22 protein-coding genes and 1 pseudogene are annotated in these 20501 nt (G+C 39.4%); 3 read left to right on the top strand and 20 right to left on the bottom strand.

Annotated features, from left to right (window positions below; genetic code table 11):
- The 5 genes and pseudogenes from MSG95_RS11690 to MSG95_RS11670 form a co-directional block, all read right to left on the bottom strand.
- The gene (locus tag MSG95_RS11690) at nt 1–504 is read right to left on the bottom strand and encodes a GNAT family N-acetyltransferase (RefSeq protein WP_077162704.1); all 504 of its coding nucleotides are present in this window, start codon (nt 502–504) and stop codon (nt 1–3) included.
- Nucleotides 505–562: 58 nt separating this feature from the next.
- Nucleotides 563–1120 carry an NADAR family protein gene (locus tag MSG95_RS11685; RefSeq protein ID WP_077164724.1) on the bottom strand — a complete coding sequence of 186 codons (558 nt, stop codon included), beginning with the start codon at nt 1118–1120 and terminating at the stop codon, nt 563–565.
- A 91-nt stretch (nt 1121–1211) separates the two neighbouring features.
- Entirely contained in the window at nt 1212–1571 is a 360-nt protein-coding gene (gene rplT / locus MSG95_RS11680) for a 50S ribosomal protein L20 (RefSeq protein WP_000124858.1), read from the bottom strand.
- An 11-nt stretch (nt 1572–1582) separates the two neighbouring features.
- Nucleotides 1583–1777 carry a 50S ribosomal protein L35 gene (gene rpmI / locus MSG95_RS11675; protein ID WP_002054552.1) on the bottom strand — a complete coding sequence of 65 codons (195 nt, stop codon included), beginning with the start codon at nt 1775–1777 and terminating at the stop codon, nt 1583–1585.
- Nucleotides 1778–1788: 11 nt separating this feature from the next.
- Nucleotides 1789–1887 (bottom strand): annotated as a pseudogene (locus tag MSG95_RS11670) (hypothetical protein); the annotation flags it as partial.
- Nucleotides 1888–2025: 138 nt separating this feature from the next.
- Here MSG95_RS11670 and nreB point away from each other — a divergent pair.
- Entirely contained in the window at nt 2026–3276 is a 1251-nt protein-coding gene (nreB, locus tag MSG95_RS11665) for a nickel resistance MFS transporter NreB (protein ID WP_019456644.1), read from the top strand.
- Between the two features lie 40 nt (nt 3277–3316).
- Here nreB and MSG95_RS11660 read toward each other — a convergent pair whose 3' ends face one another.
- The 4 genes from MSG95_RS11660 to thrS form a co-directional block, all read right to left on the bottom strand.
- The gene (locus tag MSG95_RS11660) at nt 3317–3745 is read right to left on the bottom strand and encodes a YqaA family protein (RefSeq protein ID WP_004698584.1); all 429 of its coding nucleotides are present in this window, start codon (nt 3743–3745) and stop codon (nt 3317–3319) included.
- A 53-nt stretch (nt 3746–3798) separates the two neighbouring features.
- Nucleotides 3799–4419: a glutathione S-transferase N-terminal domain-containing protein gene (locus tag MSG95_RS11655; RefSeq protein ID WP_068934869.1), complete on the bottom strand. Its 621-nt coding sequence runs from the start codon at nt 4417–4419 to the stop codon at nt 3799–3801.
- A gap of 205 nt (nt 4420–4624) precedes the next feature.
- On the bottom strand, nt 4625–5176 hold the full coding sequence (gene infC / locus MSG95_RS11650) for a translation initiation factor IF-3 (protein WP_077162708.1): 552 nt from the start codon (nt 5174–5176) through the stop codon (nt 4625–4627).
- Nucleotides 5177–5181: 5 nt separating this feature from the next.
- The gene (gene thrS / locus MSG95_RS11645; RefSeq protein WP_019456642.1) at nt 5182–7104 is read right to left on the bottom strand and encodes a threonine--tRNA ligase; all 1923 of its coding nucleotides are present in this window, start codon (nt 7102–7104) and stop codon (nt 5182–5184) included.
- Nucleotides 7105–7515: 411 nt separating this feature from the next.
- Between thrS and MSG95_RS11640 the strand changes: the two genes are divergently transcribed.
- Complete coding sequence (locus tag MSG95_RS11640) at nt 7516–9144, top strand: acyl-CoA synthetase (protein ID WP_077166047.1); 1629 nt, start codon at nt 7516–7518, stop codon at nt 9142–9144.
- A 55-nt stretch (nt 9145–9199) separates the two neighbouring features.
- On the opposite strand, the gene yjgA is transcribed toward MSG95_RS11640, so the two are convergent.
- The 9 genes from yjgA to mazG form a co-directional block, all read right to left on the bottom strand.
- Nucleotides 9200–9736 (bottom strand): ribosome biogenesis factor YjgA, encoded by a 537-nt coding sequence (gene yjgA / locus MSG95_RS11635; RefSeq protein ID WP_004698595.1) that lies wholly within the window; start codon nt 9734–9736, stop codon nt 9200–9202.
- Between the two features lie 2 nt (nt 9737–9738).
- Nucleotides 9739–10008 (bottom strand): HPr family phosphocarrier protein, encoded by a 270-nt coding sequence (locus MSG95_RS11630; protein WP_019458135.1) that lies wholly within the window; start codon nt 10006–10008, stop codon nt 9739–9741.
- On the bottom strand, nt 10005–10856 hold the full coding sequence (rapZ, locus tag MSG95_RS11625) for an RNase adapter RapZ (RefSeq protein ID WP_019458134.1): 852 nt from the start codon (nt 10854–10856) through the stop codon (nt 10005–10007). Before rapZ ends, MSG95_RS11630 begins: the two co-directional genes overlap by 4 nt.
- Before the next feature lie 22 nt (nt 10857–10878).
- On the bottom strand, nt 10879–11727 hold the full coding sequence (gene panC, locus MSG95_RS11620; RefSeq protein ID WP_077166046.1) for a pantoate--beta-alanine ligase: 849 nt from the start codon (nt 11725–11727) through the stop codon (nt 10879–10881).
- A gap of 3 nt (nt 11728–11730) precedes the next feature.
- Nucleotides 11731–12540 carry a 3-methyl-2-oxobutanoate hydroxymethyltransferase gene (panB, locus tag MSG95_RS11615; protein ID WP_004698602.1) on the bottom strand — a complete coding sequence of 270 codons (810 nt, stop codon included), beginning with the start codon at nt 12538–12540 and terminating at the stop codon, nt 11731–11733.
- Nucleotides 12541–12583: 43 nt separating this feature from the next.
- Nucleotides 12584–13066: a 2-amino-4-hydroxy-6-hydroxymethyldihydropteridine diphosphokinase gene (folK, locus tag MSG95_RS11610; RefSeq protein WP_004698604.1), complete on the bottom strand. Its 483-nt coding sequence runs from the start codon at nt 13064–13066 to the stop codon at nt 12584–12586.
- Nucleotides 13063–14526, bottom strand: coding sequence for a polynucleotide adenylyltransferase PcnB (pcnB, locus tag MSG95_RS11605; RefSeq protein WP_077166045.1), 1464 nt, complete (start codon nt 14524–14526; stop codon nt 13063–13065). The genes folK and pcnB overlap by 4 nt, the downstream gene beginning before the upstream one ends.
- Before the next feature lie 125 nt (nt 14527–14651).
- Nucleotides 14652–15062 carry a ComEA family DNA-binding protein gene (locus MSG95_RS11600; protein WP_077166044.1) on the bottom strand — a complete coding sequence of 137 codons (411 nt, stop codon included), beginning with the start codon at nt 15060–15062 and terminating at the stop codon, nt 14652–14654.
- Nucleotides 15031–15837: a nucleoside triphosphate pyrophosphohydrolase gene (gene mazG, locus MSG95_RS11595; RefSeq protein WP_077166043.1), complete on the bottom strand. Its 807-nt coding sequence runs from the start codon at nt 15835–15837 to the stop codon at nt 15031–15033. Before mazG ends, MSG95_RS11600 begins: the two co-directional genes overlap by 32 nt.
- Nucleotides 15838–15949: 112 nt before the next feature.
- On the opposite strand from mazG, the gene MSG95_RS11590 reads away from it, so the two are divergent.
- On the top strand, nt 15950–16723 hold the full coding sequence (locus tag MSG95_RS11590) for an SDR family oxidoreductase (RefSeq protein ID WP_016804451.1): 774 nt from the start codon (nt 15950–15952) through the stop codon (nt 16721–16723).
- 42 nt (nt 16724–16765) lie between these two features.
- On the opposite strand, the gene MSG95_RS11585 is transcribed toward MSG95_RS11590, so the two are convergent.
- Entirely contained in the window at nt 16766–19072 is a 2307-nt protein-coding gene (locus MSG95_RS11585; protein ID WP_077166042.1) for a RelA/SpoT family protein, read from the bottom strand.
- 30 nt (nt 19073–19102) lie between these two features.
- The gene (gene rlmD / locus MSG95_RS11580; RefSeq protein WP_077166041.1) at nt 19103–20494 is read right to left on the bottom strand and encodes a 23S rRNA (uracil(1939)-C(5))-methyltransferase RlmD; all 1392 of its coding nucleotides are present in this window, start codon (nt 20492–20494) and stop codon (nt 19103–19105) included.
- Nucleotides 20495–20501 lie beyond the last annotated feature (7 nt).

The raw sequence follows: 20501 nt of genomic DNA, 5'->3' as shown, positions 1-20501 counted from the left end.
TTAAAGTTCCCATTGATAAAGCAACTCTGTTATTCCGAAGCCGAACTCTGGTAGTTCGGCTTCACCAATTAACTTTGCTCCTATTTTTTCATAGAAGAAGCGACTCGGATTTTTATTAAAAACATCTAAACGAATAAAAGCATAACCTTGATTTAAAGCGCATTGATAGAACTTTTGGAATAACTCACGGCCTATGCCTTGCTTTTGAACTTCTTTTAAAAGATAAAAAGCAAGAATTTCAGCAATATTACTTTCTGGGTTTAAATAACCATCAAGAAAGCCTTTTACTACTCCATTTTCAGTATAGATAAATAACTTATGATCAGAACTTCTGCTTATCTCTTTCCATAACTGTTCTTTATCTAGTGCGTTAAGCTCATCTAATATTTCTTGCTTAACCATACCGGTATAGGTTTCTTTCCAAGCTTGCACATGTACTTCTGCAATAGATAATGCATCCTTAAATGAGGCTATACGAATATCTGTGTCATTTAATGGTTTCAATTCACTCCCCTCACGTCACTACTTTTTAGAATGAAGTATTGATTAGTCTCACACGTACCTACTCAGTTAAAAACTGCTCTCGAACATGCATTAAAGCAAATCCCAACAAATTTAGACCTTGCCATAGAGATGGATCTTCGATATCTGGATGGTCTTGAGCCATACCAATACCCCAAATTTTATCGACAGGAGATGCTTCAACCAAAATACGGTCTTTCGTTGCCAATAAGAATTTTTTCAATTCAGAATGCTGTGAAAATTTAGCAAAATTCGCCTGCACCACGATGTCAAAACGATTTTCTTGCCATATCTGTTCATCATAATTACGCACTTTACGGCCGAGTTGCTTCGCTTCATTCGGATGTTTAACCTGCAAAATTCGTGCAAAAATTTCTTCATCATTAAATAATTTTGCTTTTTGCGCCATCATATAGTGCTCAGCAGTAAAGTACTCAACACCTTCTACCTTAAATTGCGCTGGGAACCACTGGCTAAAACAGCTTTTATCAACAAGATCAGCTTGTTTAGGAGTATGTCCCCAGAAATATAAGTATTTATACTGGTGACCTTGCTGCACTTTTTGAATTAAATCATTTAGAAATTTTTCGTCTTTCATCATTTATCTCTGATTATTTTCTCTTTTTAAAATAGAACTGCTAAAAATAAAAAAGACCGCTAAAAAGCGGTCTTTCTTTGAATCTCTAAGCTTATGCAGCTAATGCGCCTTTAGCTTTTTCAGCTAAAGCAGCAAATGCTACTGCATCATGCATAGCGATGTCAGCTAATACGCGACGGTCGATGATCACTTGAGCTTTTTTCAAGCCATCGATCATACGGCTGTAAGACAAACCATTTTGACGAGCACCAGCATTGATACGCGCAATCCATAGAGCACGGAATTGACGTTTCTTTTGACGGCGGTCACGGTAAGCGTATTGACCAGCTTTGATTACCGCTTGGAACGCTACGCGGTAAACGCGTGAACGAGCACCATAGTAACCTTTAGCGCGAGCAAGAATTTTTTTGTGACGACGATGAGCCACTACACCACGTTTTACACGAGCCATTTATAATCTCCTTAGATGTATGGGCACATACGACGAACTGAATTCATGTCAGAAACATGAACCATTACACAGCCGCGTAATTGACGGATACGTTTAGCAGATTTTTTGGTCAAGATGTGGCGCTTGAACGCTTGTTTACGCTTAAAACCGTTTGCAGTCGCTTTGAAGCGTTTAGCTGCACCACGGCGAGTTTTTAACTTAGCCATAGTAACCTCTTTTAGGCACCTGTTCGGCGCGATCGCACCATTGCAAAATCGACCTGCAGGTAAGGAAGCGCGTATTTTATAGCATGCTGACTAAAATTAAAACTACTGTTAGCATTTTTTTGGATTACCAACTTAACAAACTAAAAAATTCATATCATTTTTCAGAAGGTAGTGATTGCTAATAAATTCAGCATCGTGGCTTATTTCACTCTATAATATGTTCAAATTATCAACATACGATATTTCAAATGCAGAAACATGATGCATTCGCTGCACTGCGCTATAGAGATTTCTCTATTGTTACCATTAATCAATTTTGCTTAACGTTAGCAATTTTGATTCAAGAAATTATTGTTGCTTATTCACTTTATCAAATTACCAAAGACCCTCTAACTTTAGGCTTAATTGGATTAGCAGAAGCCATTCCATTTATTGCCCTATCGCTTTGGGGTGGCTATTTTGCTGATAAATTTAATAAACAGGTCATTATGAAAATCTGTTTATTTTTCTCAGTGCCTCTACCTTTAGTTTTGTGGCTGTTGTTTCATTTACATGGTTTAGGCCATATCAGCGTAAATTTCCTTTCTTGGGGTATTTATGCAGTGATTTTTGGCTTAGGTACCATACGTGGGTTTTACAATCCCTCTGCCACATCATTGAAACCATTCTTAATTCCACGCGAACTTTATGCCAATGGCGCAACATGGACAACGATTGGTTGGCAAAGTGGCGTGATTATTGGGCCTATGCTAGGTGGGTTTATGCTTGCTTACTTAGGCAGAGAAACCAGTCTTTTTAGTGTTGCAGCCCTACTTAGCATCTGTTTTATTCTCATTAATTTATTACAAAAAAGAAGCTTTCCTAAAATTGAAACTACCAATGTATTAGAAAGCTTAGGTGATGGTTTCCGCTTTATTTGGAAAACCAAAATCGTTCTCTGGGCTATTTCTCTAGACCTTGCCTCTGTTTTATTTGGAGGTGTGATTGCCCTATTGCCTATCTTTGCAGAAGATATTTTAAAAGTGGGGCCAGAAGGCTTAGGTTATCTGCGTGCAGCACCATCTATTGGTGCCCTCATTACCATGATTGCTTTGACTCGTTTTCCTCCAACTCAACACGCATGGCGTAACATGCTACTCGCAGTTGCTGGGTTTGGTGTATTTACGATTCTTTTCGCTTTCTCAAACAATATGTGGTTATCCCTATTTGCACTGGCGATGACAGGTGCTTGTGACAGTATTTCAGTTGTGGTTAGACAGACCATTTTGCAAATTTTCCCGCCAGAAAATATGCGTGGTCGCGTTGCGGCGGTAAATGGAATGTTCGTTTCATCTAGTAATGAGCTAGGTGCATTTGAATCAGGCCTAGCAGCTAAATATTTGGGAACGATTGCCGCGACTATTTTTGGTGGTTGTATGACACTTGCAGTGGTCACGTTCTGTTGGTTAAAAACCAACGACCTATTTAAAGTCGACATTACCAAAAGCTCAGAAGACTAATTAAATCCTTTTAATAAAAGCATCTTCGGATGCTTTTACTTTAAATAAAGTCTGTAATTACCCAATAAATGAAAATATAACGCCCAGCCTTAGCAATAAGAACCATAAATAAAAAGCGCCAAAAATTTTCTTTGAATAAGCCAGCAACCAGAGTAATAGGGTCACCAATCACAGGTGTCCAACTTAAAAGCAGCGAATAAAAGCCATACTTATGATAAAAACGTTGAGCTTGTTCTAAACGTTTTTCAGAAACTGGGAACCATTTTTTATGTTTAAACTGTTCTATTTTTAAACCTAACCACCAGTTCACACATGAACCAAGTACATTTCCGAAAGTAGCAATCGAAATGAGAAGAAAAGCGGAATGTTGATTTTTTAATAATAAAGCAGCTAGTACAGCTTCTGATTGTAGCGGTAATAATGTAGCAGCCCCAAAAGCACTCAAAAAAAGTAAAAAGTAACTTAGCATATTAAATTAAAACCAAATCACCTTTCACTTTATTCATTACCTATCAAGTAAAATTAGATAACTTTAATTGATAATGCTTTTTGTACCGCAGGACGTGCTGTTAAGCGAATAATGTATTCTTGTACATATGGGTAGTCCTCTAATTGAATACCCTGCCATTCATAGCGCAAAATCCAAGGTAAAATTGCCATATCCGCAATTGAGTATTCGCCTGCAACAAACTTTTGTCCTATAAGCTGTTTGTTTAATACACCATATAGACGTTTAGTTTCATTCAAATAACGTTCTATGGCGTAAGGAATTTTTTCTGGTGCAAAACGATTGAAGTGATGATTTTGTCCTAACATCGGGCCTAAACCACCCATTTGCCACATAAGCCATTGTTCTACTTCAACTCGCTCTTGCTCGTCGGTTGGATAGAACAAGCCAGTTTTTCGACCTAAATATTGTAAGATTGCGCCTGATTCAAATACTGAAATTGGCTCACCACGTGGACCATCCTGATCAACAATTGCAGGAATTTTATTATTTGGAGAGATTCTTAGGAAGTCGGGTTGAAATTGATCATTTTCTAAAATATTAATTGGATAAAGAGTGTAATCCAGTCCCATTTCTTCTAAGGCAATTGTGATTTTATGTCCATTGGGTGTGCCCCAATAATATAGATCAATCATTCTATTTTCCTATTCATCGTTATCATGACTGCGTCTTGCGTTATATCATGTTTTGGGTAATACAATAATATTTCCAACACCAAAAAACACATAAAATTTGAGAATAACTTTGGTTCAAAAAGTTATTAAATCGCACTTTAAAGGAACTAAACCACAAAATGACAAGCAAAAAAAAGCACTGCTTTTGCAGTGCTTTTTTTGAGTATTACTTTTTCTTTTTAGGTCCAAGTAACATACCCATTTGTCGACCTTCCATTTTCGGAGCTTGCTCTACAACCCCAAACTCAGCTACATCTGCTTCAATTTTTTGTAATTGAGCTAAACCAAGTTGTTGGTGAGCCATTTCACGACCACGGAAACGTAAGGTGATTTTGACTTTGTTGCCTTCTTCAAGGAACTTCAAAATAGCACGAAGCTTAACTTGATAATCACCTACATCAGTTGCTGGGCGTAGTTTGATTTCCTTCACTTGCACTTGATGCTGTTTTTTCTTGGCATCTTTTTGCTTCTGTTTCAGGTCAAACAAGTGTTTGTTGTAATCCATGATTTTACAAACAGGCGGCTCAGCGTTTGCGACAATCTCAACAAGGTCAAGATCTGCATCCTCAGCAGCACGCAGTGCTTCATTTAATGAAACAATTCCTTTTTGCTCACCATCAGCAGCGACGAGGCGTACTTCTTTTGCACGGATCTCATCGTTAATTGCTGGACGGTTACTCTTTGCACCTTGTTGTTGGTTACGGTCAGGCTGTTTAATCTTTCTTACTCCACAATATACCGGCCACGTTCGGCGACGGCAGATTTCACTAAGTCAATGAAAGCATCCACTGACATAGTACCTAAATTTTTTCCTGAGCGAGTACGTACATTCACTGTACCTTCTTCAACTTCTCGATCACCAAGAACTAACAGGTAAGGAATGCGCTCTAGAGTACGCTCACGAATCTTAAATCCGATTTTTTCATTTCTCAAGTCAGAAATAGCGCGAAGGCCATTTTCCTTGAGTTTTGCCACAACTTGCTCACTTGCTTCAGCTTGAGCGTCGGTAATGTTCATGACACATGCTTGTACAGGTGACAACCAAGGCGGCATAAAACCAGCGTAGTGTTCAATTAGTATACCAATAAAACGCTCAAAACTACCAAGAATTGCACGGTGCAACATTACAGGCTGATCACGTTCGTTTTCTTCAGTTACATAAGAAGCATCTAAACGAACGGGCAAGTTGAAGTCACACTGAATGGTACCACATTGCCATACACGACCAAGACAGTCTTTTAAAGAGAACTCAATCTTTGGACCATAGAATGCGCCTTCACCCGGCTGCAATTCCCATTTAAGACCAGCTTCATCTAAAGCATCTGCTAAAGATTTTTCAGCTAAATCCCAAAGTGCGTCATCACCTACACGCTTTTCCGGACGAGTAGACAACTTCATTTGAACTTCTTCAAAGCCAAAGTCTTTATAAACATCTAAAGTGAGTTTAATAAAGTCTGCAACCTCTTTTCCGATCTGTTCTTTAGTACAGAAGATATGTGCATCATCTTGGGTAAAGCCACGAACACGCATAATACCGTGTAAAGAACCAGATGGTTCATTACGGTGACAAGAACCAAACTCAGCTAAACGAATTGGTAAATCACGGTAAGATTTTAATCCTTGGTTGAACACTTGAACGTGACAAGGACAGTTCATTGGTTTTACAGCATAGTTACGACTTTCTGAATGAGTCGTAAACATGTTTTCTGCATAGTTTGCTGCGTGACCAGATTTCTCCCAAAGCGTAAAGTCTACGATTTGTGGAGTTTTAATTTCTTGGTAACCATTATCTTGCTGAACTTTACGCATGTACTGCTCTAGTACTTGATAAATAGTCCAACCGTTTGCATGCCAGAACACCATACCCGGTGCTTCTTCTTGCATATGGAACAAGTCTAACGCTTTACCAATTTTACGATGGTCACGCTTTTCAGCTTCTTCAATACGCTTGATATAAGCTGCTAACTGTTTTTTATCAGCCCAAGCAGTACCATAAATACGTTGAAGCTGTTCATTCTTCGCATCACCACGCCAGTAAGCGCCAGAGATTTTTGTAAGTTTGAATGATTTTAAAAATTTAGTATTTGGTACGTGCGGACCACGACACATATCTAAATAATCTTGATGGTAGTACAAGCCCATTTGTGTTTCTTCAGGCATGTCTGCAATCAAGCGTAATTTATATTCTTCACCGCGTGCAGTAAATTCAGCAATGACTTCATCACGTGGCGTCATTTTTTTAACAACATCGTAATCTTGGTCGATGAGCTTTTTCATACGCTCTTCGATCGCTGCCATGTCATCTAATGTGAAAGGACGTGGCATCCAGATATCGTAATAAAAACCTTCTTCGATGACTGGACCAATCACCATTTTAGCTTCAGGGAAAAGCTGCTTTACAGCATGCCCTACAAGGTGTGCACAAGAATGGCGAATGATCTCAAGACCTTCTTCATCTTTTGGAGTGATAATTTGTAAGGTCGAGTCTTCGGTAATTAAGTCACATGCATCAACTAGGCGATCATTTACTCGTCCAGCAACGGTGTTTTTTGCTAAACCAGGCCCAATACTTTGAGCGACTTCCATAACAGATACAGGGTGATCAAAACTTTTTTGATCGCCATTTGGCAATGTGATAATTGGCATAAAAAAATCCTTAAGGAGTGATGCCCTATACGAAGGAGCATTTCACCGCGAGATTATGATCGAGGCGAACCTCAAAATATAAAAACGGTGTAAATCAAAATTAAAAACCAGAAAGATTTTACACTTGTTCACGCCAAGTGAAAACCTTTGTGCCCATAAAATCATAAATAGATGTTGGTTATACGGTAAACAGCAATAAGTGACTTTCGTAAGTGTTTCTCATAAATTTTAAGAAATACATAAATAGGATAATTATTCATCAGAACTGATTTAACATGATGGAAATAGCATTTGTGCTCATTTTCTGACTGAGGGGTATTTCTGTTTAAGACTAAAGCATTAATGCTTTGATTAATATTAAGTCATATTTTCAAAGAATGAATTAAAAAATAGAACATGGAGTTGTTTCACATGGTTAGTGCATACGATGAATTACCACGTACACCCGCAAACTTTGTTGCGTTATCCCCTTTGCGGTATTTAGAACGGGCAGCTTATATATATCCGGATCAGGCTTCGATTATTCATGGCAATCGCTATATTTCGTGGAAAGAAACTTACCAGCGTTGTCGGCAATTTGCCTGTCAGCTTCAACAATTAGGTATTACTAAAAATGATACTGTTTCTGTATTATTGCCCAATATACCCGCAATGATTGAAGCCCATTTTGCTGTACCTATGGCTGGTGCTGTTCTTAATACATTAAATACTCGTTTAGATGCTAAAACCATCGCCTTTATGCTAGAGCATGCTGAAACTAAAGTACTTTTAGTTGACCCAGAGTTTGTTAATTTAGCCAGAGAAGCTCTCTCACTGATTCCTAACCAACGTATTATTGTGATTGATGTGGCTGATGAAGAATATGAGGGTGAAAATCAATTTCTTGGTTCATTTGAATATGAAGAATGGATTGCTCAAGGTGATGCCAATTTCGAATGGCATTTACCGCAAGATGAGTGGGATGCAATTAGTTTAAATTACACATCAGGAACAACGGGTAATCCTAAGGGCGTGGTTTATCACCACCGAGGTGCTTATTTAAATGCAGCTAGTAATATTTTAGCTTGCGGTATGAAACCTCGAGCTGTTTATTTATGGACACTTCCTCTTTTTCACTGTAATGGTTGGTGCTTTGCGTGGAGTATTGCAGCAAGTGGCGGAACCAATATTTGTTTACGCAAAGTTGACCCCGAACTGGCTATGCAGCTCATTGCAAGACATAAGGTGGATTATTTCTGCGGTGCTCCAATTGTGCTGTCCATGATTATTAACCTACCTAAAGAAAAACAGCCGAACTTAGAACATCATGTAGAAGTTATGGTTGCGGGAGCAGCACCTCCTGTCGCTGTGATTGAAGGTATGCGAAATATTGGAATTAATGTAAACCACGTTTATGGTTTAACTGAAACTTATGGACCATCCGCGCTTTGTGCCTCTCAAGCAGGATGGAGCGATCTTTCTATTACAGAGCAAGCACAACTACATTCACGTCAGGGCGTGCCTTACCCACTTCAGGACAGTATGCGAGTGCTAGACCCTGAAACGATGCAACCTGTACCAAATGACGGTGAAACCATGGGAGAAATTATGTTCCGTGGCAATATTGTGATGAAGGGATATTTAAAAAATCCAAAAGCAACTGAAGAGGCATTTGCAGGTGGTTGGTTCCACACTGGAGATTTGGCAGTTTGTCATCCAGATGGTTATGCAAAAATTACGGATCGTTCAAAAGATATTATTATTTCCGGTGGAGAGAATATTTCATCTTTAGAAGTTGAGGACGTCTTATATAAGCATCCCGCAGTTTTAACAGCTGCTGTTGTGGCAAAACCCGATGAACGTTGGCAAGAAGTACCATGTGCATTTATTGAATTAAAAACAGGTGCTACAGCAACTCCTGAAGAAATTATTGCACACTGCCAAAAAGAGCTTGCTCGCTTTAAAGTTCCTAAGGATGTTGTCATTACTGAAATACCAAAAACCTCAACAGGCAAATTACAAAAATTTATCTTGCGTGAATGGGCAAAGGAGCGCGTTTAAATATTTTCAAATAAAAAAGCGACGTATTGAACGTCGCTTTTTTATTTGAAAGGTATTAGCCTTGATCTGACAATAAAGCAATTTGTTGCACGTAGTTAATAAACTTCTTTTTAGATGCTTCAAGATCTGCTTCTGCAACTTGCTGAGTTTTATCACGGTTAATTCTTAACACATGTTGACGCAAAGTATGACGCTCTGATGCATTATAAATTTTGCTAAACTCATTGATTGCAGGATCACCCTGTTCAATCATACGATCTACCCAACGCATAAGTTGAGCTTGCTTTTTCGCACCTTGTTGAGGTGTCAAATAAGACAAAATGACTGTCTCATCTTCATTACGCAAGAGTTTACCAACACGCTGAAACTGGCGACGGCGTGCTTCAAACGAACTAATATTCTGGACTTCTAAAAGAGCATCAATTAAACGCTCATCAACCGGAAGTTTTTGAATCTGTTTGATAGAAAGTTGTGCTAACTGCTCGCCTAAAGCAGCCATACGTTGAACTGCTTTTTTCTGTTCGGTTTTACTTGCACGTCCTTCTAAAGAATCAAAATCTTCTTCAGTATAACGCTGGGGACGACGTGCCACGATTAATCTGCCTCATAAAATTTTGCGGCGAATAACGCCTGTACTTCGTTTAATGCCTGTTCTTCGTCAGCGCCATCAATGACCAAACGTAAAGTGGTCCCTTTACCTGCACCTAACATCAGTAACGACATAATATTTTTTGCATCTACCAAATGATCGCCCTTACCAATCTGAATTGACGAACGAAACTTCGTAGTGACCTCTATCAGTTTTCCTGATGCACGTGCATGTAAACCGAGTTTATTAATTACATCAACAGTTGTGTCTATCATGACCAGTGCTTCATTTCTCTGTGTAAGACCTGAACAGTCCATTCTGCCTCAAGTGCTTGTTTTAGTCTATCTACCATATAAACTGAACGATGCTGGCCGCCTGTGCAACCTATTGAAATCGTCATATAGTGACGATGCCCTTCAGCAAATGCCGGCAACCATTTTTTTAAGAAGTGGTGTATGTCCTCAAACATTTCATTTGCTTGCGGACTTGCTTCTAGAAACTGTCTTACTGGCTCATCTAAACCAGAAAAACGGCGTAATTCTAAATCCCAATGTGGATTTGGTAAATGCCGTACGTCAAAAACATAGTCAGCATCTAAAGGAATGCCATGTTTATAACCGAATGACTGCAATATAACAATCAGGTTATCGGACTGCCCTAATTTTGACAGCAAGATATGTTTTAAATCATGAACACTTTTATCTGTGGTATCAATATGAACAGTGGCACGGAACTGAATTGGAATCAGCAACTGCTTTTCTTCATGAATACACTGTAAAAGGCTTTTGAAACGGTTCGCCAGCGGATGCGGGCGACGTGAAGCACTAAATCGAGCAATTAAATCTTGATCTTGTGTCGTCAGGTAAATCACATCAACCGTACCATGCTTTTGTAGTTGCTCAAAAACATGATCGAACTCCTGCATATCTGCCCGTGTACTTCGGACATCTACACCTAAAGCGAGTTGTTCAAGATTATTTTCATGATCTAGCTTTGCCACAATTTCAGGCAGCAATGCCAAAGGTAAATTATCAATACAGTAATAGCCCAAATCTTCCAACACTTGAAGAGCTGAAGATTTTCCTGAACCAGACTGTCCTGTCACGATAAGTATACGCTTCATGGCATGGTTGTCCTTTTATGTATTATTGAGATGTAAAGGCAACTTGTAAATTATCAATTAAACGTGTCCCACCCAACTTAGCCGCAACAAACAACACAATATTACGATCAAATTGAGTAACAGGTAACAGATTTGACTGACGAGCTTCCACATAATCCACAACAAAACCATTGTCTGTCAACAACGTTTTTAAATCTGCCAAGACTTGTTGCAAATCCTTACCTTGGCGCAATTGTTCTTCAGCTTGCTTTAGACCTTGATAGATGACTGGTGCCGTTTGACGCTGTTCAGGTGTCAAATAACCATTCCGCGAACTCAATGCCAAACCATCTGCGGCACGAACAATTGGCACACCAATAACTTCTAACGGAATGTTTAAGTCTTGAACAAACTGGCGAATTACAGCTAACTGTTGATAATCTTTTTGACCAAAGAAAGCATAGTTTGGCTGCACAATATTAAAGAGTTTTGTGACAACGAGCGCTACACCGTCAAAATGTCCTGGGCGTGAACTACCACACAAGTCATCCGTAATTTGACTAACACTAATGTTAGTTAAACGAGGTTGTGTACCGTACATTTGCTCGACTGAAGGTGCGAAAACGATGTCACAGCCAACATCTGCAAGTAGACGGCTATCTTGCTCCAAAGTACGTGGATAGTTATCAAAATCTTCACCCGGACCAAATTGGGTCGGATTCACAAAGATACTTACAACCACAACATCACATAACTTCTTTGCTTCACGAACAAGTGTGAGATGGCCTTCATGTAGATTTCCCATAGTTGGGACAAAACCAATGATTTTACGTGCAGCTCTAGCAGGATTTAAAGAAGCAGCTAAGCCTTGTATAGTGGTTTCTGTTTTCATGAATTACAGCTCAACATTGAAAGTATGTTCTTTGGCAGGGAACGACTGATCTTGTACAGCAGCATGAAAAGATTTAAAAGCATCTAAAATAGCTGTTTCACCAGACTGTTCTTTCATGAAGTTACGCACAAAACGTGCAACCTTGCCAAACGTCAAACCTAACATGTCTTGTACGACCAATACCTGACCGTCAGTCGCATTACCTGCCCCAATACCAATCACTGGAGTATTTGGGAATAGCTCAGCAATTTCTTGGCCTAGTTGCGCAGGAACACATTCAAGCAATAGTACCGCTGCTCCAGCTTCAACCACAGCCGTACAGTCAGCAATCAGTTGATCCGCAGCTTCACGTGTTCTAGCTTGCAACTTATAACCACCAAACACATGCACAGATTGAGGTGTTAAACCTAAATGAACACATACAGGTACACCATTACGCGTTAGCACTTGTACCGTTTCACTTAACCATGCACCTCCTTCGATTTTGATCATCTGGGCACCAGCTTGCATAACTGTTTTCGCATTCTGCAAAGCATCGTTTAAAGTGGCATAACTCATAAATGGTAAATCAGTCATAATCAATGCATGCTGGTTACCACGGCGCACCGCCGCCGTATGATAAGCCATGTCTTCAACAGTTACAGGTAACGTTGAATCACGACCTTGAATTGCCATTCCAAGAGAATCACCAATTAAGATAGTATCAATTTCAGCAAGTTCCATTGCTTTTGCCATACTTGCATCGTAACAAGTTAGACAAGAGAACTTACGTCCTTCGGCTTTAAATTTTCTTAAGTCACTAAGACTAATCATGATGGTATCCTCTACAGGAGTTTGCAGAACGTATAAGTCAGGCTTAAGCCCAAGACTCATCAGCAAGTACAGTCAGCGTCGGCTGCTGTAAGAGTTCTAAATTTTTAAGTGGCTGATCATTAATATGTAAATCAGCATCTAAATCTAATAAAGGAATCACAACAAAATCTCTTTGCAGTATTCCTACGTGCGGCACAGTTAAGCGCTCATTTTGTATTTTTTCATTGCCATAAATCAGTAGATCAAGATCTAAAGTTCGCTCACCCCAATGACGTAGTCTCACACGCCCAGCTTCCTGTTCAAAGCGCTGGAGCTGGTCAAGTAAGTCAAGCGGAAGTAACTCGGTTTTTAGCTGAGCGACTGCATTTAGATAGTTAGGTTGATCTTGAGGACCCATGGGTGGGCTTTGATACAGTTTGGAGACCTTCACTTCACCAATAGATTTAAGCTTAGCTATTGCTTCAGACAAAATCTGGCGTGAGTCACCTAGGTTACTTCCTAAGCCAATATACGTGGTTACTGTCATTGTGTAGGCCCAAAAATAACTTGGCTCAAATCACGTTGTACCCGCTTACGCTTTAAAATTGGGTGATCACTCGTCATGTTAGCTTGTGATGCAGAAGATTTTTCCATAAAACGATCAACAGACTGCTCTTGTCGTGAGCGTTCTTTCTTACCACGACGGCTTCGAGGTTCTGGAACGTCTACCAAAGGCTCAATTTCTACATCAACTCTGTTGCTTTCAATCGGTTCAGCAGCAACCTTACGACGACTTTTCGCTTTTTGACGATTATATTGGCTAATCGCAGCTTCTTTTTCGTCATTTGACATTTCTTGGTAAGCATCCCACCAACTTCCCATTCCTTGCGTTGAGTCATCACCTGACTTTTCACGAAGTAATAAGAAGTCAAAACCTGCACGGAAACGCGCATGGCTTGCCAATGCTTCAATTTGCTGTGGCTTTGGATTCAGCAATCGGGTTTGCATTTCCCAAACTTCACGAATAAAAGTTTCAGCAAAACGAGGAATGACTGTACGTGTGGCTTGACGTTTTAAAACATCTAAACCAGCCTGCGCACGAGCTTCTGCTGGAACCACACCTTTTGTTAAATAAAAATCACAGCGTTCTAAAAATGGCTGCCACAATAAAACCGCATAGAAAAATGCTGGGTTAATGGTTTTACCAATTTGAATACGTTGATCTGTATTTTTTGCAGCACGTTGAATAAATGGCGTCAGATCTGGACGAATATCAGCAAAAAGCTGCTTCCACACGCCAAATTCAATTAGCATTGGTAATACACGTGCCAAATGCCCCATTGTGAAAAGCTTCTGAGACTCATCGTATAAACGGTGCGGAGAAACATCACGCAGCAATTGTGTCATCTCAACATCAAAAATATCGAGAATATTTGAATCAATCTTGAAATTTAGCTTCGCTGCAAAACGTAATGTCCGTAGCATACGCACCGGATCTTCTTCAAAACGTTGTGCAGGATCACCCAATAAACGTAAAGTCTTATTTTTGACATCATCAATTGCTTTACAAAAATCGAGCACAATACCCTTACGTGGTTGGTAGTAAAGCGTATTGATAGAAAAATCGCGTCGAGCAAAGTCCTGCTCTATTGTTCCCCAGTTATTGTCACGCAAAATCATGCCAGAAGCGTTGGTGACTGCTTTTTTAGGAGGGGCACGGAAAGTCGCAACTTCAATTAGCTCACGCCCTGAATAGACATGTGCCAATTCAAATCGACGGCCAATAATTCGGCATCGACGACCAAAAACTTCTTTAATTTGAGAAGGTGTTGCATTGGTGACTGCATCGAAATCTTTAGGATTGAGTCCTAGCATTAAATCACGGACACCACCCCCAACAATATAAGCCTCATAGCCTGCTTTGTTCAGACTATCGATCACATCTAAAATCGAAGAAGGAAGTTGGGCTGTGGACAAACCACATTTTGACGCTCGCAAGGTTTGCAAAAGACGCTGTCTCCTACGTCAGGACGTAAATAACAAGTTGTCGCTAATCATAGCTCTAACACACACAAAGGGCAATTTGATTCTCTTTAGATTGCGCAGGAAATGATAATTGACGAACAGAACTTTTATAAGGCTAAACGCGATTTATTTTTTTCAAAAATAGCGGGGCCGATTCCTTTGACGTTTTTAATTTCGTCAATATTTTTAAAACTTCCGTTCTTCTGTCTATATTCTACAATCGCTTGCGCCTTTTTCTCACCTACGCCTTTTAACTGCTGAAACTCATTTACAGTGGCCTGATTCAAGTGAATTTGCCCTGTAGAGTCATTAGAACTCTTGGTATAAGAATTTTTAGAACCATATGAATGAGAAGGCTTAGAGACCTTTAACTTTTGGTCGTACATCTGCTGTTTAGCCTTCCATTCCTGAAAGTTTTGATCAAAAGATTGAGCAAAAACCGAAGGTGAAATTACGCCTAAGCACAACATCATTAAAATAAAACAATTATTTTTCCAAATTCTCATGCTGTATCGCATGTCGTTTTTCCCCTGAATGTAATTGTCGTTTTGCTTGGTTCCACAATTCATCCATCTCGGACAAAGTCATGTCTTCTAATGTTCTTTGCTGTTTTATGGCTTGCTCTTCAATAAAAGCAAAACGACTTCTAAATTTATGTATGGTTGATAAAAGTGAATTTTCACTTGAAATATTAAGTTTACGTCCTACATTGACTAATGAAAACAGACAATCTCCAAATTCGTCTTGAATTTCATCAATATTTTGACTTTTGAGCGCCTCTTTGAACTCACCGAGTTCTTCTTCTAGTTTTGCATAAGCATTTTCTACTGTTTCGAAATCAAAACCGACTTTTGCAACATTTTTTTGAATTTCCTGTGCTTGAGACAGTGCAGGACCATGTTTAATTTCATCTAATCTTGATTGCGGCTTGCCTTGCTTTTCTTGTTGTTTAATTTGTTTCCATAGCTCACTGACTTGTTCGGGTGTTAAGTTATTAAATTGATCAGCTTGAAACACATGTGGATGACGTCTTATCAATTTTTCACTAATTGCCTCAACTACATCTTGAAAATTGAACGCCCCTTGTTCGCTAAACATTTGCGATTGAAATACAACTTGTAGTAACAAATCACCTAACTCATTTCGAATCTCATCAATATCGCCCTGACGAATGGCAGCTTCGACTTCATATGCTTCTTCAATCGCATATTTAGTCAATGACATTGGGGTTTGCTGTTGATCCCACGGACATTTTTCACGTAGCTCTTGCATAATTTTAAGCAATTTATCCATGGTAACCCTCAAGTTAAAAAAGTCGGTCAGTAAATTTAAAATCTTAATTTGCTATGATCAAAATTAAAGCGGCAAATCATTCGTCATATTGTAACGATAAAGAGAAAAAAAGATGAAAAATAGCATCCTGATTAGTGGCGCAGCTCAAGGTATTGGCGCAGAAATTGCGCGAGTATTTTATAAACAAGGATATAAAGTAGGCATTTATGATATTAACGAATCACTTGCTCAAAGCTTAGCAACAGAGTTAGGACCTAATGCATGCGCTGGCTATTTAGATGTTAGTGATTACAGCCAGTGGCAACTTATATTAAAAGAATTTACCGACTGGGCTGGCGAGCTTAATATTTTGGTGAATAACGCAGGCATATTATATTCTGGGGCCTTTGAACACATCGATATCAATTCACATCAAAGAACAATCAATATTAATGTAAATGGCGTAATCAACGGCTGCCATGCTGCACTGCCCTATTTAAAGCAAGCTTCTTTTGCACGAGTCATCAACCTCTCATCAGCTTCTGCAATTTACGGACAAGCTGATCTCATTTCATATTCGGCCAGTAAGTTTGCAGTTCGCGGAATTACCGAAGGTTTAGATGTGGAATGGAAAAAATATGGTATTCGTGTTTTAGATGTGATGCCGTTATTTGTACAAACTGCAATGGTCAATAATATGGATGCAGGTAGTATTCAAAACATGGGAGTCGATTTAACACCCAACGATATTGCTCAAAAGGTGCTTTCACTTGTCGAGAAAAAAGCTCGTTTCTGGACACCTACGCACACTCCAGTTGGTATAAAAACCAAATTACTTTATCAACTTTCAACAATAAGCCCACAGTTTTTAAATCGGTTAACTAATATTTATTTATCGAGAAAGTAGCTGATAAAAAAGGCCGTCAATTGACGGCCTTTTTACTTAGTTTTAAACACCTTGAATCATGCGTCGTGCGCTGATAATCCCCGGTTGCTGCTCTAAACGAGCCAACAAACGTGAAAGCTGAGCCAAACCCTTCACCTCAATGAGCAACTTCATATTGGCAATACCATCAGCCTCAGAAATTGTATTCACCTGACGGATATTAATTTGGTCAGAGAAAATCACTTGAGTTAAATCTTTGAGTAAACCACGACGATCATAAGCTTCAACTACAATTTGAACACTTTGACCACGAGTTGGCTGCATTTCCCAATCAGCTTCAACAGCACGTTCTGGCTCTTGCTTAATCATACGCTGATAATCAGGACACAAGACTTTGTGAATACTTACGCCACGATTCAACGTGATATATCCCGCAATTGATTCGCCATGGACTGGTTGGCAACACTGTGCAATATGTAGCTCTACGTTGTCTAAACCATCAATCAAAATACCATGTGCAGACAAAGTATGGCTGGCACGTGGGTTTAATGTTGGTTTAAGTACCAGTTCAGGCTCATCCTGATCAAGATGCATTTGGCGATTAATTTGGTTAATCAAGGCATGTAGGCTTATATCGCCGCTAACCAGATTAACCAAAATATCATCGCCTGTTTTCACATTAAAATGTGATGAATAGTCGTTGAGATCGATACTCTTCGGGTGAATCGCCAATCGAGACAATTCTTTGTTCAGCAACTCACGACCGACTTCAAGATTCTTGCTACGATCTTGCTGCCTGAACCAGTGACGTAGCTTGTCACGTGCACGAGATGTCTTGATATAACCTAGAGAGTTCACCAACCAGTCACGGTTTGGTTCACGATCTTTTTTAGTTAAAATCTCAACCTGCTCACCTGTTTTCAGCGTATAGGTTAATGGCACGTAGCGCTGGTTAACACGCGCTGCATAACATTTATTCCCTACTTCTGTATGTACATGATAAGCAAAGTCTAAAACAGTCGAACCACGTGGTAATTCTTTAATATCACCATCACGACTGAAGACATAAATCTTTTCAAAACCCTCAAAGTCTTGAAGTTGATCAAAGCCTTCTGTCTCGTCTTCATTTTGATGTACTGTGGTTTCATTACGTTCTTGGTAATGTTCCAAAACAGCACGAAGCGAATGTAAACGATGGTTAAAAGAATGGTCGGTATTCTTTGAGCCTTCTTTATAGTTAAAGTGTGAACACACGCCTAATTCTGCTTCATCATGCATCTCATGAGTACGGATTTGTACTTCTAAAGATTTATTTTCAGCAATTACAGCAGTATGTAATGAGCGATAACCATTTGCTTTCGGGTTGGTAATATAGTCATCAAACTGGTGTGGAATATGACGCCAAATTTGATGAACAATACCTAATGAGTGATAACACTCGGGTACGCTATTGACCAACACACGTAAGGCACGAATATCATAAAGCTGATCGAAACTCAGGTTTTTACTTTTCATTTTTCGATAAATCGAATAAATGTGCTTTGCTCGACCTGTAATTTCAGCTTCAATACCGTAAGACGCCAACTCATTCTTTAAGCGATCAATCACGAACTGAATATAATGTTCACGTTCTAAACGTTTTTCATTGAGTAAAGAAGCAATCTCTTTATAACGGTCTGGTGCCAAATAGCGGAAAGCTAAATCTTCGAGTTCCCACTTAAGCTGTGCAATACCTAAACGGTGCGCTAATGGAGAATAAATAGTTAGAATTTCACGTGCGACACGCTCTTGACGCTCACGTGATGAGTTTGCAAGCTCTCGTAAAGAATAAGTACGCTCGGCTAACTTAATTAAAACAACACGAACATCTTCGGTCACAGAAATCAGCATTTTATAAATGCCGCTTAAATGTTCCCGCTGGTTATTATTAAAATGGTCTTCTAATCGTTTATTTTTTTCAATGAGCTCCGAAAGCTTACCCATTGCCAAAGTGCCTTTGACAAGGTTATAGACTTGCTCACCAAATTTGCGCCTCACTTCTTCTATATCAGTAATGTCCTCACGAACACTACGATAAAGCATCGCAGCAGATAAAGTATCTTCATCTACATGTAAATGCGCCAGAATATCAGCCATTCCAACACCAGTAGCAAATGTATTGGAACGATGATTAACCGTTGAATCTAACTCTTTTTGCAGGGTTAAATGCGCAACCTCTTCGAGTTGTTTAAGCTCTGCCCCATCTAATATTTCACGAACCCGATCCAACCATGAGGCTAAACCGACTTGTGTTTCGGCGGCATGCTCTACAGTCGTTTCCTCTGACAACTCAGTTAGTTGTTCAGGTAACTGTTCACGTACTGTGACCATACCATTCTCCTAGATATGTAACTCATGTTTTTAATCGTTTATCTCTTGAATTTTTTCAAATAAAGCAATTGATTCAACATGTTCTGTATGCGTAAACATGTCCATAACCGCTGCTTTTTTTAACTGGTACCCATGTTGAACCAAAACACCTGCATCCCTTGCTAGTGTTGCTGGATTACATGATACATAAACGATTCTTTTTGCTCCAAAGTTTGGTACATACTGCATAATTTCATATGCACCGGCACGAGGAGGATCAATCAATAATGCATCAAATCCTTGATTTGCCCAAGAATGATGCGAAAAATCTTTTGTTAAATCTTGTGAAAAGAAGGTTGCTTGCACCAAATTATTGCATTTTGCATTGTCTGCTGCTCGCTGCACCATTTCTTCACTAGCTTCCACACCAACAACCTGACCATTTGCACCAACACATCGTGCAAGTGGAAGCGAAAAATTACCTAATCCACAAAACAGATCGAGTACCCTTTCACCGTCTTGTAATTGAAGCAATTCACATGCCAATTGTACCATTTGTTCATTTACTGTCGCATTGACCTGCGTAAAATCCAATGGCGAAAAAGCAAAATTTACCTCAAATGCATTTAAAGCATAATGTAAACGCATAGCACCTTGCTCTTCATCAATACGACGAAGACTTTCAGGGCCTTTGGGTTGTAAATACAATTGCCAGCCTTTGTGTAACGCAAATTGTCTTAATTGGTTGACATCAGAATTATTTAATTTTTCTACATGACGAACCAATAAAGACGTTTCATTATCACCTTTTGCTAATTCTACATGACCAATATGTGCTTTGCCCTTTAGACTTTGGAGTAAATTACGCAACTCTGGAAGACTATCTGATAACTTTTTATCCAAAACACTACAAGTATGGATAGAAGTTAAGCGATTACTATGATGCTCACGGAAACCTAGAATCAAACGATCCGGTTTTGGCAAATAACGCACACCTATACGCGCTCGACGACGATAATCACTTTGTAAAGATCGAATTGGCTCTAACCACTGTTCAGGTTGAATACCTGCAAAGTGTTGTAAATGTGACTGGAGTACATTTTGCTTTAAGCGAATTTGCTCATCTGGATGGATATGCTGCATGCTACAACCACCACAAATACCATAATGAGGGCAAACTGCCTCTACACGATTTGGTGAAGGTTCAGCTAAAAGCTCAATCATTTCAGCTTCTTCAAGACGTTTAGCTTCATGCGTGATTTGAGCCTTTACCATTTCTCCAGGCAACGCATAACGAATAAACACTTTTTTACCATGCTTATCTGCCGGATGATCTGGATGAGAACCATAGTGCGCAATTCCTCGCCCCTCATGAGAAAGAGTTTCAACCTGAAAAATATATTCTGGTTGTTGAGCTTTGCGAGATTTGGCTTGCTGTTTCAAAGAATGA

Origin of the sequence: Acinetobacter sp. IK23 (assembly GCF_035615275.1) — a bacterium.
Lineage (GTDB): Bacteria > Pseudomonadota > Gammaproteobacteria > Pseudomonadales > Moraxellaceae > Acinetobacter > Acinetobacter seifertii.
Note: the sequence above shows the minus strand (reverse complement) of the source record. Positions and strands in the feature narration are given on the sequence as shown.

Bases quoted from the DNA above. Each gene is read 5' to 3' on its own strand.
- MSG95_RS11660 (WP_004698584.1), bottom strand. From the start codon at position 3,745: ATGCTAAGTTACTTTTTACTTTTTTTGAGTGCTTTTGGGGCTGCTACA.
- rapZ (WP_019458134.1), bottom strand. From the start codon at position 10,856: ATGAAGCGTATACTTATCGTGACAGGACAGTCTGGTTCAGGAAAATCT.
- rplT (WP_000124858.1), bottom strand. From the start codon at position 1,571: ATGGCTCGTGTAAAACGTGGTGTAGTGGCTCATCGTCGTCACAAAAAA.
- MSG95_RS11630 (WP_019458135.1), bottom strand. From the start codon at position 10,008: ATGATAGACACAACTGTTGATGTAATTAATAAACTCGGTTTACATGCA.
- MSG95_RS11685 (WP_077164724.1), bottom strand. From the start codon at position 1,120: ATGAAAGACGAAAAATTTCTAAATGATTTAATTCAAAAAGTGCAGCAA.
- MSG95_RS11585 (WP_077166042.1), bottom strand. From the start codon at position 19,072: ATGGTCACAGTACGTGAACAGTTACCTGAACAACTAACTGAGTTGTCA.
- MSG95_RS11600 (WP_077166044.1), bottom strand. From the start codon at position 15,062: ATGCGATACAGCATGAGAATTTGGAAAAATAATTGTTTTATTTTAATG.
- rpmI (WP_002054552.1), bottom strand. From the start codon at position 1,777: ATGGCTAAGTTAAAAACTCGCCGTGGTGCAGCTAAACGCTTCAAAGCG.
- folK (WP_004698604.1), bottom strand. From the start codon at position 13,066: ATGACAGTAACCACGTATATTGGCTTAGGAAGTAACCTAGGTGACTCA.
- thrS (WP_019456642.1), bottom strand. From the start codon at position 7,104: ATGCCAATTATCACATTGCCAAATGGCGATCAAAAAAGTTTTGATCAC.
- MSG95_RS11590 (WP_016804451.1), top strand. From the start codon at position 15,950: ATGAAAAATAGCATCCTGATTAGTGGCGCAGCTCAAGGTATTGGCGCA.
- panC (WP_077166046.1), bottom strand. From the start codon at position 11,727: ATGAAAACAGAAACCACTATACAAGGCTTAGCTGCTTCTTTAAATCCT.
- mazG (WP_077166043.1), bottom strand. From the start codon at position 15,837: ATGGATAAATTGCTTAAAATTATGCAAGAGCTACGTGAAAAATGTCCG.
- MSG95_RS11640 (WP_077166047.1), top strand. From the start codon at position 7,516: ATGGTTAGTGCATACGATGAATTACCACGTACACCCGCAAACTTTGTT.
- panB (WP_004698602.1), bottom strand. From the start codon at position 12,540: ATGATTAGTCTTAGTGACTTAAGAAAATTTAAAGCCGAAGGACGTAAG.
- MSG95_RS11655 (WP_068934869.1), bottom strand. From the start codon at position 4,419: ATGATTGATCTATATTATTGGGGCACACCCAATGGACATAAAATCACA.
- nreB (WP_019456644.1), top strand. From the start codon at position 2,026: ATGCAGAAACATGATGCATTCGCTGCACTGCGCTATAGAGATTTCTCT.